Raw genomic sequence first — 14189 nt, forward strand, 5'->3', positions numbered from 1 at the left:
CATCCGAACAATGACAACAATGAGGCCATCATGCTCAAACATGCAGTCATTCCGTTCCTGCTAGGCGCAGGCATGCTCACCGGCGCACCGTCAGCACTGGCCGCGTCCAACCTGGTGTTCTGTTCGGAGGGCAGCCCGGCCGGGTTCGACCCGGGGCAATACACCACCGGGACCGACTTCGATGCGTCGGCCGAGACCATGTTCAACCGCCTGACCCAGTTCGAGCGCGGTGGCACTGCAGTGGTGCCGGGCCTTGCCACCCGCTGGGAGGTGTCCGACGACGGCAAGGCCTATACCTTCCACCTGCGCGAAGGCGTGAAGTTCCATACCACTGACTACTTCAAGCCCAGCCGGCCCTTCAACGCCGACGACGTGCTGTTCACGTTCAACCGCATGCTCGACAAGGACCAGCCGTTCCGCAAGGCGTACCCCACCGAGTTCCCCTATTTCACCGACATGGGCATGGACAAGAACATCGCCAAGGTGGAGAAACTGGACGAACACACGGTCAAGTTCACCCTCAACGACGTCGACGCCGCGTTCATCCAGAACCTGGCCATGAGCTTTGCTTCCATTCAGTCGGCCGAGTACGCCGACCAGTTGCTCAAGCAGGGCAAGCCGGCCGACATCAACCAGAAGCCCATCGGCACCGGCCCGTTCGTGTTCAGCAAGTACCAGAAGGACGCGCAGATCCGCTTCAAGGGCAACAAGGACTATTGGCAACCTGATGACGTGAAGATCGATAACCTGATCTTCGCCATCACCACTGACGCTTCGGTGCGCATGCAGAAGCTGAAGAAGAACGAATGCCAGGTCACCCTGTTCCCCCGCCCCGCCGACATCGAGCCGCTGAAGGCCGACAAGAACCTGCAGATGCCCCACCAGGCCGGTTTCAACCTCGGCTACATCGCCTACAACGTGATGGACAAGGTAAAGGGCAGCAACGAGCCCAACCCGCTGGCCCAGCTGAAGGTGCGTCAGGCGCTGGACATGGCTGTGGACAAGCAGAAAATCATCGAGTCGGTGTACCAGGGCGCCGGCCAGCTGGCGGTCAACGCCATGCCGCCAACCCAGTGGTCGTATGACACCACTATCAAGGACGCCCCCTTCGACCCGGAAAAAGCCAAGCAACTGCTGAAAGAAGCAGGCATCAAGGACGGCACCGAAATCACCCTGTGGGCCATGCCCGTGCAGCGCCCCTACAACCCCAACGCCAAGCTGATGGCCGAGATGCTCCAGTCAGACTGGGCCAAGATCGGCATCAAGGCCAAGATCGTCAGCTACGAGTGGGGCGAATACATCAAGCGCTCCAAAGGCGGCGAACAGGGCGCCATGCTGATTGGCTGGAGCGGCGACAACGGCGACCCGGACAACTGGCTGGGCACCCTGTACGGCTGCGATGCGGTCGACGGCAACAACTTCTCGAAATGGTGCTACAAGCCTTACGACGACCTGATCAAACAGGCCAAGGCCACCCCCGACCAGGCCAAACGTACCGAGCTGTACAAACAGGCCCAGCACATCCTCAAGGAGCAGGTGCCGATCACCCCGATCGCCCACTCCACCGTCTACCAACCCATGAGCGCCAAGGTGAAGGGCTTCAAGATCAGCCCCTTCTCGCTGAACGCGTTCTACGGCGTCAGCGTGGACCAATAGCCTGATCGGGCACCCGCCAGCATCGGGTGCCCGGGTTTTCCGCTAGTCAACGTGTTGCCCGGCCGCCTCTGGCTGCGGGGTCGACGAACTGTTGCCGCCATTCCTGCCACACGGCGGTGCAACCCTGACGCACAAGGATTTGCCATGCGTAACGCTACCTGCTTCACCACCCTGCTCGCCCTGGGCGTGCTGGGCCTTTCCCCTGCGCTGCAGGCCCGCAACCTGGTGTTCTGCTCCGAGGGCAGCCCTGCCGGTTTCGATACCGCCCAATACACCACGGCTACCGACAACGATGCCGCCGAGCCCCTCTATAACCGCCTGGTGGAGTTCGAACGCGGCGCCACCGCGGTGCAGCCGGCGCTGGCCACCCACTGGGAGGTTTCCGATGATGGCCTGCGCTACACCTTCCACCTGCGCGAAGGGGTGAAGTTTCACAGCAACAAGGGGTTCACCCCCAGCCGCGACTTCAACGCCGACGACGTGTTGTTCACCTTCAACCGCATGCACGACAAGGCTCACCCGTTCCGCAAGGCCTACCCCACCGAGTTCCCTTACTTCGTCAGCATGGGCCTGGACAAGAACATCGCCCGCGTCGAAAAGACCGACCCGATGACCGTGGTGTTCACCCTGCACACGGTCGATGCGGCGTTCATCCAGAACCTGGCCATGAGTTTTGCCTCCATTCTGTCTGCCGAGTACGCCGAACAATTGCTGGCAAGCGGCCGCCCCAGCGACATCAACCAGCACCCTATCGGTACCGGCCCGTTCGTGTTCCAGCGTTATCAGAAGGACTCGCAGATTCGCTACAAGGGCAACCAGAACTACTGGGCGCCGGAAAACGTGAAGCTCGACAACCTGGTGTTCTCGATCAACGTCGACCCGTCGGTGCGGATCCAGAAGCTGCGCCGCAACGAATGCCAGGTCACCCTGCACCCACGCCCGGCCGACCTGCCAGCGCTGCGCCAGGACAGCAAGCTGCAGGTCATGCAGCAGGCAGGCTTCAACCTGGGCTACATCGCCTATAACACCCAGCATCCACCCTTTGACCGCCTGGAAGTACGCCAGGCCATGGACATGGCGGTGAACAAGCAGGCCATCCTGCAGGCGGTGTACCAGGAGGCCGGGCAGCGGGCGGTCAATGCCATGCCGCCTACCCAGTGGTCGTATGACGAGCGCATCAAGGACGCCCCCTACGACCCGGAAAAAGCCCGGCAACTGCTGGAGCAGGCCAAGGTGGCACCCGGTACCGAAATCACCCTGTGGGCCATGCCCGTGCAGCGCCCCTACAACCCCAACGCCAAGTTGATGGCCGAGATGCTGCAGGCGGACTGGAGCAAGCTGGGCTTCAAGGTGCGCATCGTCAGTTACGAGTGGGGCGAGTACGTCAAACGCCTCAAGAGTGGTGAGCACGACGTGGCCCTGATCGGCTGGACCGGCGACAACGGCGACCCGGACAACTGGCTGGGCACGCTCTACAGCTGCGATGCCATTGGCAGCAACAACTACTCGCTGTGGTGCGACCCGCAGTACGACAGCCTGGTCAAGCGTGCCAAGCAGGTCACCGACCCAGCCCAGCGCACCACGCTGTACCAGCAGGCCCAACAGCGGCTCAAGCAACAGGTGCCCATCACCCCCGTCGCCCATTCAACCGTCAACCAGCCCCTGAGCACCCAGGTGAGCGGGTTCAAGGTGAGCCCATTCGGCCGCAACAACTTTTCTGGCGTGAGCGTCGACTGACGCGCCGTCGGCCGCGCCGCCCTGCAGGGGGGAGGGACCTGCAAGGCGGGCCTGCGCAGCAGGCGTAAAGCCCTGTTTCAGCCATGGCGATCCCATGGCGCCCCAGGCAACACCGCAGCAACCACCCGGCCCACGAGGCCGGCAATAACTAGAAATGAAAAGGAGCTTCCAACGTGAGACTGTTCACTTCAAGCGCACTCGCCCTAGCGATTGGTGCCGCAACCACCGTGGCCCAGGCCGAGCCGCAAAGCCAGGCCTACCAACCGCTCACACTTGCCTCAGGCAATGAGCAGAGCCAGGCCAGCGGCTTTCTGGAAGGCCAGAGCCTGTCTGGCAGCACGCGCAACTGGTACGCCCGTGAGCGTGCCGCCCGCGCGCCGCTGTGGAAGTACTACAAAGGCGACGGCACCCGCCACCCGACACACAGCCGCGAGAACTGGGTGCAGGGCAGCATCCTCAATTACAGCTCCGGGTTTACCCAGGGCACCGTGGGCTTCGCCGTGGAAGCCGCTGGCTACAATGCCATCGCCCTGCAGCAAAGCCGCCAGGCCATCGCCGGGCCCAACAACCGTACCCTCACCCACAGCGATGGCGACCCGCTGGGGCAGTGGAGCAAGCTCGGCCTGGGCAACGTCAAGGCGCGGGTGTCCAACACCACCCTTACCCTGGGCCGCCAGGACGTAGACACCCCGATGATCGCCTTCATCGGCAACCGGGCCCTGCCCTCGAGCTTTCAGGGTGCCTTTCTGCACAGCGCCGAGTTCGAGAACCTGACGTTCGACGTGGGCACCTTCGACCGGGTATCGCCGCGCACCGAGCAGAGCCTGAGCAAGTTTCGCAGCGAGTACGGCGCCCTGGGCGTGGAAACCGACCGCGCCAGTACCGCCGGCATCAACTACCAGCCCTTCAAGAGCCTGACCACCAGCCTGTACGCCACCAAGGTGGACGACTTCTGGAACCAGTACTACTTCGGCGCCAGCCACGTGCTCGGCGACAGCGGGGTGCTAAGCCTGACCACCGGCTTGAACTACTACAAGACCAAGGACGCCGGCAGCCGCAAGATGGGGCAGATCGACAACGATACCTACAGCCTGTCGCTGGGCCTGACGCACCAGGCGCACACCCTGACGGCCTCCTGGCAGCAGGTCAACGGCAACGAGTACTTCGACTACCTGCACGAAACCAATGGCATCTACCTGGCCAACTCGCTGCTGTCGGACTTCAACGGCCCCAACGAGAAGTCGCTGCAGCTGTCCTATGTGCTGAACATGGCGCCCTACGGCGTGCCAGGCCTCAAGTTCAACCTGTACAACGCGCGCGGCTGGGGCATTGACGGCACCCACTACCGAGGCACCGCCTACGACGTGAGGGGCCTGGATGGCGAAACCCATTACGAGTGGGGTATCGGCACCAGCTATGCGGTGCAGAGCGGGCCGCTGAAAGACACCAGTATCCGCGCCACCTACACCACGCACCGGGCCAGCAAGGCCCAGGGCGACGGCAGCCTGGACGAGTTCCGGGTCGTCACCACCATTCCGTTCAACATCCTCTGACCGCAGCCGCCCCGGCCAGCTTCCTGGCGGGCCGGGGCAGCTACGCTGGAATCAGTCACGCAGGGAGACATCAACCCATGCACAAGGTAGTCAACAGATCACTGGCACTGCGCCTGGCAGTGGCCGCAATGATGATGGGCGCCGCCGCGCAGCTGGCGGCCAAACCACTGGTGGTATGCTCCGAAGCCAGCCCGGAAGGCTTCGACGTGGTGCAGTACACCACCGCCGTCACCTTCGATGCAGCCTCCGAAACACTGTTCAACCGCCTGGTCGAGTTCAAGCCTGGCACCACCGACATCCAGCCATCGCTGGCCGAGCGATGGGAGGTGTCTGCCGACGGCCTGACCTATACCTTCCACCTGCGCCAGGGGGTGAAATTCCACACCACCGGCTACTTCACCCCCACCCGCGACTTCAATGCCGATGACGTGCTGTGGAGCCTGCGTCGCCAGCTCGACCCGGCCCATCCGTGGCACGACAAGACCAGCATCGGCTTCCCGTACTTCGAAAGCATGGCCTTCAAGCAATTGCTCAAATCGGTGGAAAAGACAGACGACCATACCGTAGTCATCACCCTCACCCGCCCAGAAGCGCCGTTCTTGCGGGACATGGCCATGGCCTTCACCTCCATCTATTCCGCCGAGTACGGCGACCAGCTGCTCAAGGCCGGCAAAACCGCCGAGCTCAACAGCAAGCCCGTCGGTACCGGCCCGTTCATCTTCCAGCGCTATAACAAGGACGCCCAGGTGCGCTTCAAGCCCAACCCTGACTACTTCCGCGGCAAGCCGCCTGCCGACGCGCTGATCTTCGCCATTGCCACCGACAGCAACGTGCGCCTGCAAAAACTGCGTGCCAACGAATGCCAGGTGGCGCTCTACCCCAAACCGGATGACGTGCCGTCAATCATCAAGGACCCCAACCTGAAGGTGGCGCAGACCGAAGCGCTGGTCACCGGCTACATCGCCATGAACACCCAGCACCCGTACCTGAGCGACGTGCGCGTGCGCAAGGCCATCAACATGGCCTTCGACCGCCAGACCCACGTGGACCAGCTGTTCGGCAAGGGCAATGCGCTGGTGGCGGTGAACCCCTACCCGCCGACCATGATGGGCTACAACACCACCAACCATAACCTGCCCCGCGACCTCGACCAGGCACGTGCCCTGCTGCGCCAGGCCGGCGTGCCGGAGGGCACCGTGATCACGCTGTTCACCCGCAACGGCGGCGGCCCCACCAACCCCAACCCACGCTTGTCTGCCGAAATGCTGCAGGCTGACCTGGCGCAGATCGGCCTGAAGCTCGACATCCGCGTCATGGAATGGGCCGAGATGCTGCGCAGGGCCAAAAAAGGCGAGGCAGACCTTGTGTCCAGCGGCTGGGCCGGCGACAACGGCGAACCGGACAACTTCCTTACCCCGTTGCTCAGTTGCGAGGCGGCCAAGAACGGCGAGAACTATGCCCGCTGGTGCAACTCGAAATTCCAGCAACTGATTACCCGCGCCCGCGAGGTGATCGACAACGACGAGCGTGCAACGCTCTATAGCGAGGCATTGAAGGTGTACGATGACGACCAACCCTGGATCAGCATGGCCCACCCCAAGGTGTTCACCGCCATGCGTGACAACGTGGAGGGCTATGTGATCAGCCCCCTGACCACCAACAACTTCGCTACCACCAAGGTGAAGTAGAACAACAACGACCGCCGGCAACCCAGACGGGGACCGGCGGCATTGCCGTGAGGGCGGCCAGCCCCACGGCCTGATGAGGTACCCCGACGATGTTGAGTTTTATTGCCCGGCGCCTTGGCCTGCTGATACCGACGTTTTTTGGTATCACGCTGCTGACCTTCGCGCTGATACGCCTGATCCCCGGCGACCCGGTGGAAGTGATGATGGGCGAGCGCAGGGTCGACCCGGAAATGCACGCCCAGGCCATGGAACGCCTGGGCCTGAACAAGCCGCTGCCGGCCCAGTACCTGGACTACGTGGGCAAGCTGGCCCAGGGCGACCTGGGTGAATCGCTGCGTACCCGCGAAAGCGTGTGGCGCGAGTTCATGACCCTGTTCCCGGCCACCCTGGAACTGGCCATGGCCGCCCTGCTGTTCGCCGGCATCGTCGGCCTGCTGGCAGGCGTGATCGCCGCACTCAAGCGCGGCTCGCTGTTCGACCACGGGGTGATGGGCCTGTCCCTGGCGGGGTACTCCATGCCGATCTTCTGGTGGGGCCTGATCCTGATCATGTTCTTCTCGGTGAGCCTGGGCTGGACGCCGGTTTCCGGGCGTATCGACCTGCTGTACGACATCGAGCCCAAAACCGGCTTCATGCTCATCGACACCTTGCTCAGCGACGAAGAAGGCTCGTTCAAGGATGCCGTGATGCACCTGATTCTGCCGGCCATCGTGCTGGGCACCATCCCCTTGGCGGTAATCGCGCGCATGACCCGCTCCTCGATGCTGGAAGTGCTGCGCGAAGACTACGTGCGCACCGCCCGCGCCAAGGGCCTGTCACCGGCCCGCGTGGTGTTCGTGCACGGTTTGCGCAACGCGCTGATCCCGGTGCTCACGGTGTTCGGCCTGCAGGTGGGCACCTTGCTGGCCGGTGCGGTGCTGACCGAAACCATCTTCTCCTGGCCGGGCATCGGCAAATGGCTGATCGAAGCCATCGGTGCCCGTGACTACCCCGTGGTCCAGAACGGCATCCTGTTGATCGCCTGCCTGGTGATTCTGGTCAACTTCGTGGTGGATATCCTCTACGGCCTGGCCAACCCACGCATCCGTCATCAGCGCTGAGGGCCACGCCATGAACAACCCGATTGCAAAACCCGTGTCGCCGGCAAGCCCGGTAGACCACAGCCTGCTCTACCCCTCGCCCTACAAGGAGTTCTGGCAGGCCTTCGCCCGTAACAAAGGCGCAGTGATGGGCCTGGCATTCATGTGCGTGGTGGTGTTCTGCGCACTGTTCGCACCCTGGGTCGCGCCCCATGACCCCAGCGAGCAGTACCGCGACTTTCTGCTGACGCCGCCGGTATGGCTTGAAGGCGGCACCTGGCAGTTCATCCTGGGCACCGACGAACTGGGCCGCGACCTGCTTTCGCGGCTGATCCAGGGTGCGCGGCTGTCGCTGCTGATCGGCCTGTCGTCGGTGGTGATGTCGCTGATCCCGGGCATCCTGCTGGGCCTGCTGGCCGGGTTCTTCCCGCAGCTGCTCGGCCCGTCGATCATGCGCCTGATGGACGTGATGCTGGCCTTGCCCTCGCTGCTGCTGGCAGTGGCCATCGTCGCCATCCTCGGCCCTGGGCTGATCAACACCGTGATTGCCATCGCCATCGTGTCGCTGCCTTCGTACGTACGCCTGACCCGCGCCGCCGTCATGGGCGAACTGAACCGGGACTACGTCACCGCTGCCCGCCTGGCCGGTGCCGGGCTGGGGCGGCTGATGTTCGTCACCGTACTGCCCAACTGCATGGCCCCGCTGATCGTGCAGGCCACGCTGAGTTTTTCTTCAGCCATTCTCGACGCGGCAGCCCTTGGCTTCCTTGGCCTGGGTGTCCAGCCACCCACGCCTGAGTGGGGCACCATGCTCGCTTCTGCCCGCGACTACATCGAGCGCGCCTGGTGGGTGGTGAGCCTGCCCGGCCTGACCATTCTGCTCAGCGTGCTGGCAATCAACCTGATGGGCGACGGCCTGCGCGATGCGCTGGACCCGAAACTCAAGAACGCCGCCTGAGGAGCACGCCCATGTCACTGTTGCAAATCAACAACCTCAACGTGCGCTTTGGCGACGCCAATGCGGTGCCCGTGGTCGACGGCCTGGACCTGAGCGTGCAGGCCGGGGAAATCCTGGCCATCGTCGGCGAGTCCGGCTCTGGCAAGTCGGTGACCATGATGGCCCTGATGGGGCTGATCGACGCCCCCGGGCGCATTACCGCCGACGTCCTGACCTTTGACGGCACCAACATGCTCACCCTCAGCGGCCGCCAGCGGCGCAAGGTGGTGGGCAAGGACATCGCCATGGTCTTCCAGGACCCGATGACCGCCCTCAACCCCAGCTACACCGTGGGCTACCAGATTGAAGAAGTGCTGCGCCAGCACCTGGGCCTGAAGGGCAAGGCGGCGCGCCAGCGTGCCCTCGAGTTGCTGAACAAGGTCGAGATCCCGGCCGCAGAAAGCCGCCTGGATGCCTACCCTCACCAGCTGTCGGGCGGTATGAGCCAGCGGGTGGCAATCGCCATGGCCATTGCCGGCGAGCCGAAACTGCTGATTGCCGACGAACCCACCACGGCCCTGGACGTGACCATCCAGGCGCAGATCATGGAGCTGCTGGTGAACCTGCAGCAGGAGCGCAACATGGCGCTGATCCTGATTACCCACGACCTGGCGGTGGTTGCCGAAACGGCCCGGCGCGTGTGCGTGATGTACGCAGGCCAGGCCGTGGAGGTGGGCCAGGTGCCGGAACTGTTCGACATCCCGGCCCACCCCTACACCGAGGCGCTGCTGGCAGCGATCCCCGAGCACAGCGCCGGCGCCGAGCGGCTGGCCACGCTGCCCGGCATCGTGCCTGGCCGCTATGACCGGCCACAGGGCTGCCTGCTGTCGCCCCGCTGCCCCTATGTACAGGACAACTGCCGACAACAACGCCCGGCCCTGGAGGCCAAGGCCCACAGCCAGGCCCGTTGCTTCTACCCGCTGAACCAGGAGGTGGCGTGATGGCCGTCGTTCTATCCGCCCGGGACCTGACCCGGCATTACGAAGTGTCTCGCGGGCTGTTCAAGGGCCATGCCCTGGTGCGTGCACTGAACGGTGTGTCGTTCGAGCTGGAAGCCGGCCAGACCCTGGCAGTGGTGGGCGAGTCCGGCTGTGGCAAGTCGACACTGGCCCGTGCGCTGACCCTGATCGAGCAACCCACCTCCGGCTCCCTGCAGATTGCCGGCACCGAGGTCAACGGCGCCAGCAAGGCCGAGCGCAAGCAGCTGCGGCGCGATGTGCAGATGGTGTTCCAGAGCCCCTACGCGTCGCTGAACCCACGCCAGAAGATTGGTGATCAGCTGGCCGAGCCGCTGCTGATCAACACGTCGCTGAGCAAAGCCGAGCGCCGTGAAAAAGTGCAGAAGATGATGGAACAGGTGGGCCTGCGCCCGGAGCACTACCAGCGCTATCCACACATGTTCTCCGGTGGCCAGCGCCAGCGCATCGCCCTGGCCCGGGCAATGATGCTGCAACCCAAGGTGCTGGTGGCGGACGAGCCGACCTCGGCACTGGACGTGTCGATCCAGGCCCAGGTGCTGAACCTGTTCATGGACCTGCAGCAGCAGTTCGGTACCGGCTATGTGTTCATCTCGCACAACCTGGCGGTGGTGCGGCACGTGGCGGACCAGGTGCTGGTGATGTACCTGGGCCGGCCGGCAGAAATGGGGCCCAAGGCCGACATCTACGAAAAGCCGTTGCACCCTTACACCCAGGCACTGTTGTCAGCCACACCGGCTATCCACCCGGACCCGCTCAAGCCGCGCATCCGCATTGCCGGTGAACTGCCCAACCCGTTGAATCCGCCTGAGGGCTGCGCGTTCCACAAGCGCTGCCCCTATGCCACAGACCGGTGCAGCAAGGAACTGCCAGGGTTCCGGCAGGTAGGCACGCGGCAGGTGGCGTGCCACTACGCCGAGCAGTTCCTGTAACGAATCAGGCCGCCGGTTCAGGCCGCCAGGCAAAAACAAAAGGGCCGCTTGCAGCGGCCCTTTTGTATTCAGTGCATGTTGTCAGTGCAGCGATCAGTGCACGAACAATGCGATAAGAATGATGATTGGAATTGGGATACCCAGCATCCACAGTAGAATCGAGCGCATAGTTATTCTCCTTGCTTATCGTTGAATGGTGCGGTGAGCGACGTAGTCGCCTTCAACCCACTGCACGTGATCGCGGCGACGGCCACCGTACAGGGCGGCGACGCTGGCGAAGAAGGCGCCGCACAGCAGGGCGACGAAGGTCCACAGGGCAGTCCATGCGGCCACTTTGGCAGCGGTGTCGGCCGCCTGCTTGGCGTCGGTCTTGAGCTGCTGGATCTGAGCCATTACCTGATCAACACGGGCTTCAGCTTCAGCCTGGGTCATGCGGGTACGTTGAGCCACCAGCTGTGCCAGGTAGGCGCGGTCTTCCGGGGCCAGCGCACCGTCACCGGCAGCACCCTTGGCCAGAATGCGGGCGGCCACACCATTGGCAGCGTCATCGCTGACCGGAGCCGGGCCTTCGCCACGGAACAGGCCATCAACGAAGTAGCCCAGGGAGTCGTCCGAGGCTTGCGAAGCCGCTGCACCGCCTGCCGCTACCGTTACACCTGCTGCCTGCGACGCAGCACTGGCGCCGGCACCTACCAGGTTGCCCGCGGTACCCAGTATCAGCATGGCCGCCACCAGCGTGGCGACAGCCCACGACAGGAAACCATGCGCAGTATCACGGAAATACACTTCATCGCCATGCAGGTTCGCCCATTTGACGCGCAGGCGACCGGCCAGGTAGCCACCCAGGCCGGAAGCGATGATCTGCGTCACCAACAACCAGACAATGGTGGAAATGCCCAAGGCTTTCGCGCTTGCCCCCTCATTGGCCCAGGGCGAGGTGGCCGCAAAGCCAAGCCCCGCACCCAGCACTACCAGTATGAGAGATACGGCGGCTGCAGCAGCGGCGCCAGCGAAGATCGCCGCCCAGGAAACACCTGAGCGGCTTTGTGTATCGACAACGGAGTAGTCGGCAGAGGGGATCATGATGTGTTCGCCTGTATGTTGTTAGCGAGAAGTCCATTCGCGCAGTAAACGTTGCAGCGGCTGTGCCAGTTGTCACAAAAAATGACGTCTATACAAATCAAGCACTTAGAAAAAAACGCCATTTTTTCATCGTGCAAAATGCGCGAATGGGCTGCTGGGGTCAGGTGTTCTGCATTCTTGTGGCAAGCCGGGCGACGAGGCATCATTTGCCCATGACCCTACCCGATGGCCCGGCCCAGACGCCGCTCACTGCCGATACCGTCCTGCGCTACCACCTGTGCTGGAAGTACCGTGACCTCGATGGCGTGCTTGCCCTGTATCACCCCGATGTCCAGTACCACGACTTCTTCCAGAACCGCGTGCTGGGGTACCAGAACCTGCGCGACTACGTGGGCGCCTGCCTGCCCCACGCGGCCGGGGAAGACATCGTGCACAGCGACCGGATACGCGTTGACGGCTGTACCGCATTCATCCAGTACCAAGTCACCGTGCAAGGGGGGGATGGGCTGGTGGCGTTCCAGTCCAGCGAAGCGATCACGGTCCGGGACGGGCTGATCTGGCGGGTGAATGAATACGCTACCCTGGTGCGCCAGGGCGGCAGCCCCCACAGCGGCGGTGGTTTACGCCCGGCCACCAGCCGCCTGGGCCTTTCACCCCGCCAGCTGTCGACCATGGCCCAGGACCTGGAGCATTACTTCCAGGGGCATCGCCCCTATCTGGACCCGGAACTGGACCTGCAGCAGGTGGCCAACGCCAGCGGCTACAGCCGCAACCAGATCTCCTACCTGCTGAACCAAGTGCTGGGGCAAAGCTTTTACCGCTATGTGAACCAGGCGCGCCTGCATCACCTGATGGCGACCCTGGACGAGGACAGCGCCACCACGCCCATCGACGACCTGGCGTTCAGCGCCGGTTTCAATTCGCTGTCGGCGTTCTATAAATGCTTCCGCGAACACACCGGCCTTACGCCCAAGGCGTACCTGAAGCAGATTTCCCTGCGTGCACGCACGTAAGACAACCGCCGGGGTTCGCCACTAGGATCGCCACATACCCCGCCGGATGTGGAGCCCGCCCCGATGCAACCCCTGCGCAGCCTGAGCTTGTGGATGGACCAGCTTGACGAGCCGCTGTGCGCTCGCCCGGCCCTGCGCGAGAGCCTCGAGGCAGACGTGTGCATCATCGGCGCCGGCTACACCGGCCTGTGGACCGCCTATTACCTCAAGCGCCAGGCGCCGCAGCTGAACATCGTGGTGATCGAGGCCAACATCGCCGGCTTCGGCGCGTCAGGGCGCAATGGCGGCTGGCTGATGGGCAACCTGCTGGGTGAGGACCGCCTGCTGGCGAGCCTCTCGCCGCAACAACGCCGGGCCAGCATCAACCTGCTGCACGCCATTCCCGACGAGGTCGGTACCGTGCTGCAGCGTGAGGGCATCGATTGCGACTACCGCAAGGGGGGCGTGCTGTACTGCGCCGCCCGCTACCCCGAGCAGGAGCGCAGCCTGCGCGCCTACCTCGACGACCTGTATCGCCAAGGCATGACCGAGGACGACTACCGGTGGCTAAGCCCCGAGCAGCTGGACGCCCAGGTGCGTATCAGCAATGCCTATGGCGCCATCTACAGCCCGCACACCGCCACCATCCAACCGGCGAAGCTGGCCCGCGGCCTTGCCCGTGCTGTAGAAGCCCTGGGGGTGCCTATTTATGAGAACACGCCCGCGCTTGACTGGCGGTCGGGCGAGGTCAGCACGCCCCTGGCACGCATCCGCTGCCAGTGGATCGTGCCGGCAGTGGAAGGCTATGCTGCCAGCCTGCCACCGCTGGGCAAGCATCAACTGCCGGTACAGAGCCTGCTGGTCGCCACCGAGCCGCTACCCGACACCACGTGGGATGAAATCGGCCTGGACCGGGGGCAGGCATTCAGCGAAGGCAGCCGCCAGGTCACCTATGGCCAGCGCACCACCGACAACCGCCTGGTTTTCGGCGCACGGGGCGGCTACCGCTTTGGCGGCAGGCTGCGGGACGACTTCAACCTCCAAGCCCATGAAGTGGAACTGCGCCGCTACCTGTTCAGCGACCTGTTCCCGCAGCTGCAGCACGCGCGCATTACCCACACCTGGGGCGGCAACCTGGGCATGGCCCGGCGTTTCCGCCCGCACATGCTGTGCGACCGCCAGCGTGGCATTGCCCTGGCGGGCGGGTATGGCGGTGAGGGCGTGGGGGCCACCAACCTGGGCGGTCGCACATTGGCGGCGCTGATTCTGAACCAGCACAACGCCCTCACCGGCCAGCCCTGGGTGCACGACAACCGCCCGCTCGCCAGCCTGGCCAGCTGGCCGCCCGAACCCTGCCGCTGGCTGGGCTACAACGCCATCATCCAGAGTTTCGTCCACGAGGACCGTACCCTCGCCAACCCGGCTACCCCGCCTTGGCGCCGGCGCCTGGCCAGCCACCTTGCGGACTTCATGGAAGGCTTCATGCACTGACTTC

Annotated in this window: 11 protein-coding genes; 10 read left to right on the plus strand and 1 reads right to left on the minus strand. The window is 63.9% G+C overall.

Translation table 11 applies throughout. The features are described 5' to 3' along the window. Window positions 1–30 precede the first annotated feature (30 nt). The 8 genes from IAE38_RS00785 (at window position 31) to IAE38_RS00820 (ending at window position 10619) form a co-directional block, all read left to right on the plus strand. On the plus strand, window positions 31–1656 hold the full coding sequence (locus IAE38_RS00785; RefSeq protein WP_060482234.1) for an ABC transporter substrate-binding protein: 1626 nt from the start codon (window positions 31–33) through the stop codon (window positions 1654–1656). Window positions 1657–1800: 144 nt separating this feature from the next. Then, window positions 1801–3393 (plus strand): ABC transporter substrate-binding protein, encoded by a 1593-nt coding sequence (locus IAE38_RS00790; RefSeq protein WP_201215305.1) that lies wholly within the window; start codon window positions 1801–1803, stop codon window positions 3391–3393. A gap of 173 nt (window positions 3394–3566) precedes the next feature. Continuing rightward, window positions 3567–4946, plus strand: coding sequence for an OprD family porin (locus IAE38_RS00795; RefSeq protein ID WP_201215306.1), 1380 nt, complete (start codon window positions 3567–3569; stop codon window positions 4944–4946). Between the two features lie 77 nt (window positions 4947–5023). Beyond that, the gene (locus IAE38_RS00800; RefSeq protein WP_201215308.1) at window positions 5024–6634 is read left to right on the plus strand and encodes an ABC transporter substrate-binding protein; all 1611 of its coding nucleotides are present in this window, start codon (window positions 5024–5026) and stop codon (window positions 6632–6634) included. 89 nt (window positions 6635–6723) lie between these two features. Beyond that, entirely contained in the window at window positions 6724–7734 is a 1011-nt protein-coding gene (locus IAE38_RS00805) for an ABC transporter permease subunit (RefSeq protein WP_028631561.1), read from the plus strand. Window positions 7735–7744: 10 nt separating this feature from the next. Further along, window positions 7745–8671: an ABC transporter permease subunit gene (locus tag IAE38_RS00810; RefSeq protein WP_028631562.1), complete on the plus strand. Its 927-nt coding sequence runs from the start codon at window positions 7745–7747 to the stop codon at window positions 8669–8671. An 11-nt stretch (window positions 8672–8682) separates the two neighbouring features. Then, a complete protein-coding gene (locus IAE38_RS00815) occupies window positions 8683–9651 on the plus strand; it encodes an ABC transporter ATP-binding protein (protein WP_201215310.1) in 969 nt (322 codons plus the stop codon). Next, entirely contained in the window at window positions 9651–10619 is a 969-nt protein-coding gene (locus tag IAE38_RS00820) for a peptide ABC transporter ATP-binding protein (protein WP_201161922.1), read from the plus strand. Before IAE38_RS00815 ends, IAE38_RS00820 begins: the two co-directional genes overlap by 1 nt. A 183-nt stretch (window positions 10620–10802) precedes the next feature. Here IAE38_RS00820 and IAE38_RS00825 read toward each other — a convergent pair whose 3' ends face one another. Beyond that, window positions 10803–11702, minus strand: a complete 900-nt coding sequence (locus IAE38_RS00825) for a hypothetical protein (protein ID WP_028631565.1) — start codon at window positions 11700–11702, stop codon at window positions 10803–10805. A 212-nt stretch (window positions 11703–11914) separates the two neighbouring features. Here IAE38_RS00825 and IAE38_RS00830 point away from each other — a divergent pair, with 212 nt between their 5' ends. Together IAE38_RS00830 and IAE38_RS00835 are read left to right on the plus strand one after the other, a co-directional pair. Beyond that, window positions 11915–12715: an AraC family transcriptional regulator gene (locus IAE38_RS00830; protein ID WP_201215312.1), complete on the plus strand. Its 801-nt coding sequence runs from the start codon at window positions 11915–11917 to the stop codon at window positions 12713–12715. Window positions 12716–12778: 63 nt separating this feature from the next. Beyond that, window positions 12779–14185 carry an NAD(P)/FAD-dependent oxidoreductase gene (locus tag IAE38_RS00835; RefSeq protein WP_201161920.1) on the plus strand — a complete coding sequence of 469 codons (1407 nt, stop codon included), beginning with the start codon at window positions 12779–12781 and terminating at the stop codon, window positions 14183–14185. Window positions 14186–14189: the final 4 nt, after the last annotated feature.

The sequence above is a fragment of the Pseudomonas sp. S32 genome (assembly GCF_016648095.1).
Lineage (GTDB): Bacteria > Pseudomonadota > Gammaproteobacteria > Pseudomonadales > Pseudomonadaceae > Aquipseudomonas > Aquipseudomonas parafulva.

What these genes read in the sequence shown, in the direction of transcription:
- IAE38_RS00830 (WP_201215312.1), top strand. Translation starts at nt 11,915, where the DNA reads ATGACCCTACCCGATGGCCCGGCCCAGACGCCGCTCACTGCCGATACC.
- IAE38_RS00825 (WP_028631565.1), bottom strand. Translation starts at nt 11,702, where the DNA reads ATGATCCCCTCTGCCGACTACTCCGTTGTCGATACACAAAGCCGCTCA.
- IAE38_RS00820 (WP_201161922.1), top strand. Translation starts at nt 9,651, where the DNA reads ATGGCCGTCGTTCTATCCGCCCGGGACCTGACCCGGCATTACGAAGTG.
- IAE38_RS00835 (WP_201161920.1), top strand. Translation starts at nt 12,779, where the DNA reads ATGCAACCCCTGCGCAGCCTGAGCTTGTGGATGGACCAGCTTGACGAG.
- IAE38_RS00810 (WP_028631562.1), top strand. Translation starts at nt 7,745, where the DNA reads ATGAACAACCCGATTGCAAAACCCGTGTCGCCGGCAAGCCCGGTAGAC.
- IAE38_RS00800 (WP_201215308.1), top strand. Translation starts at nt 5,024, where the DNA reads ATGCACAAGGTAGTCAACAGATCACTGGCACTGCGCCTGGCAGTGGCC.
- IAE38_RS00815 (WP_201215310.1), top strand. Translation starts at nt 8,683, where the DNA reads ATGTCACTGTTGCAAATCAACAACCTCAACGTGCGCTTTGGCGACGCC.
- IAE38_RS00790 (WP_201215305.1), top strand. Translation starts at nt 1,801, where the DNA reads ATGCGTAACGCTACCTGCTTCACCACCCTGCTCGCCCTGGGCGTGCTG.
- IAE38_RS00785 (WP_060482234.1), top strand. Translation starts at nt 31, where the DNA reads ATGCTCAAACATGCAGTCATTCCGTTCCTGCTAGGCGCAGGCATGCTC.
- IAE38_RS00805 (WP_028631561.1), top strand. Translation starts at nt 6,724, where the DNA reads ATGTTGAGTTTTATTGCCCGGCGCCTTGGCCTGCTGATACCGACGTTT.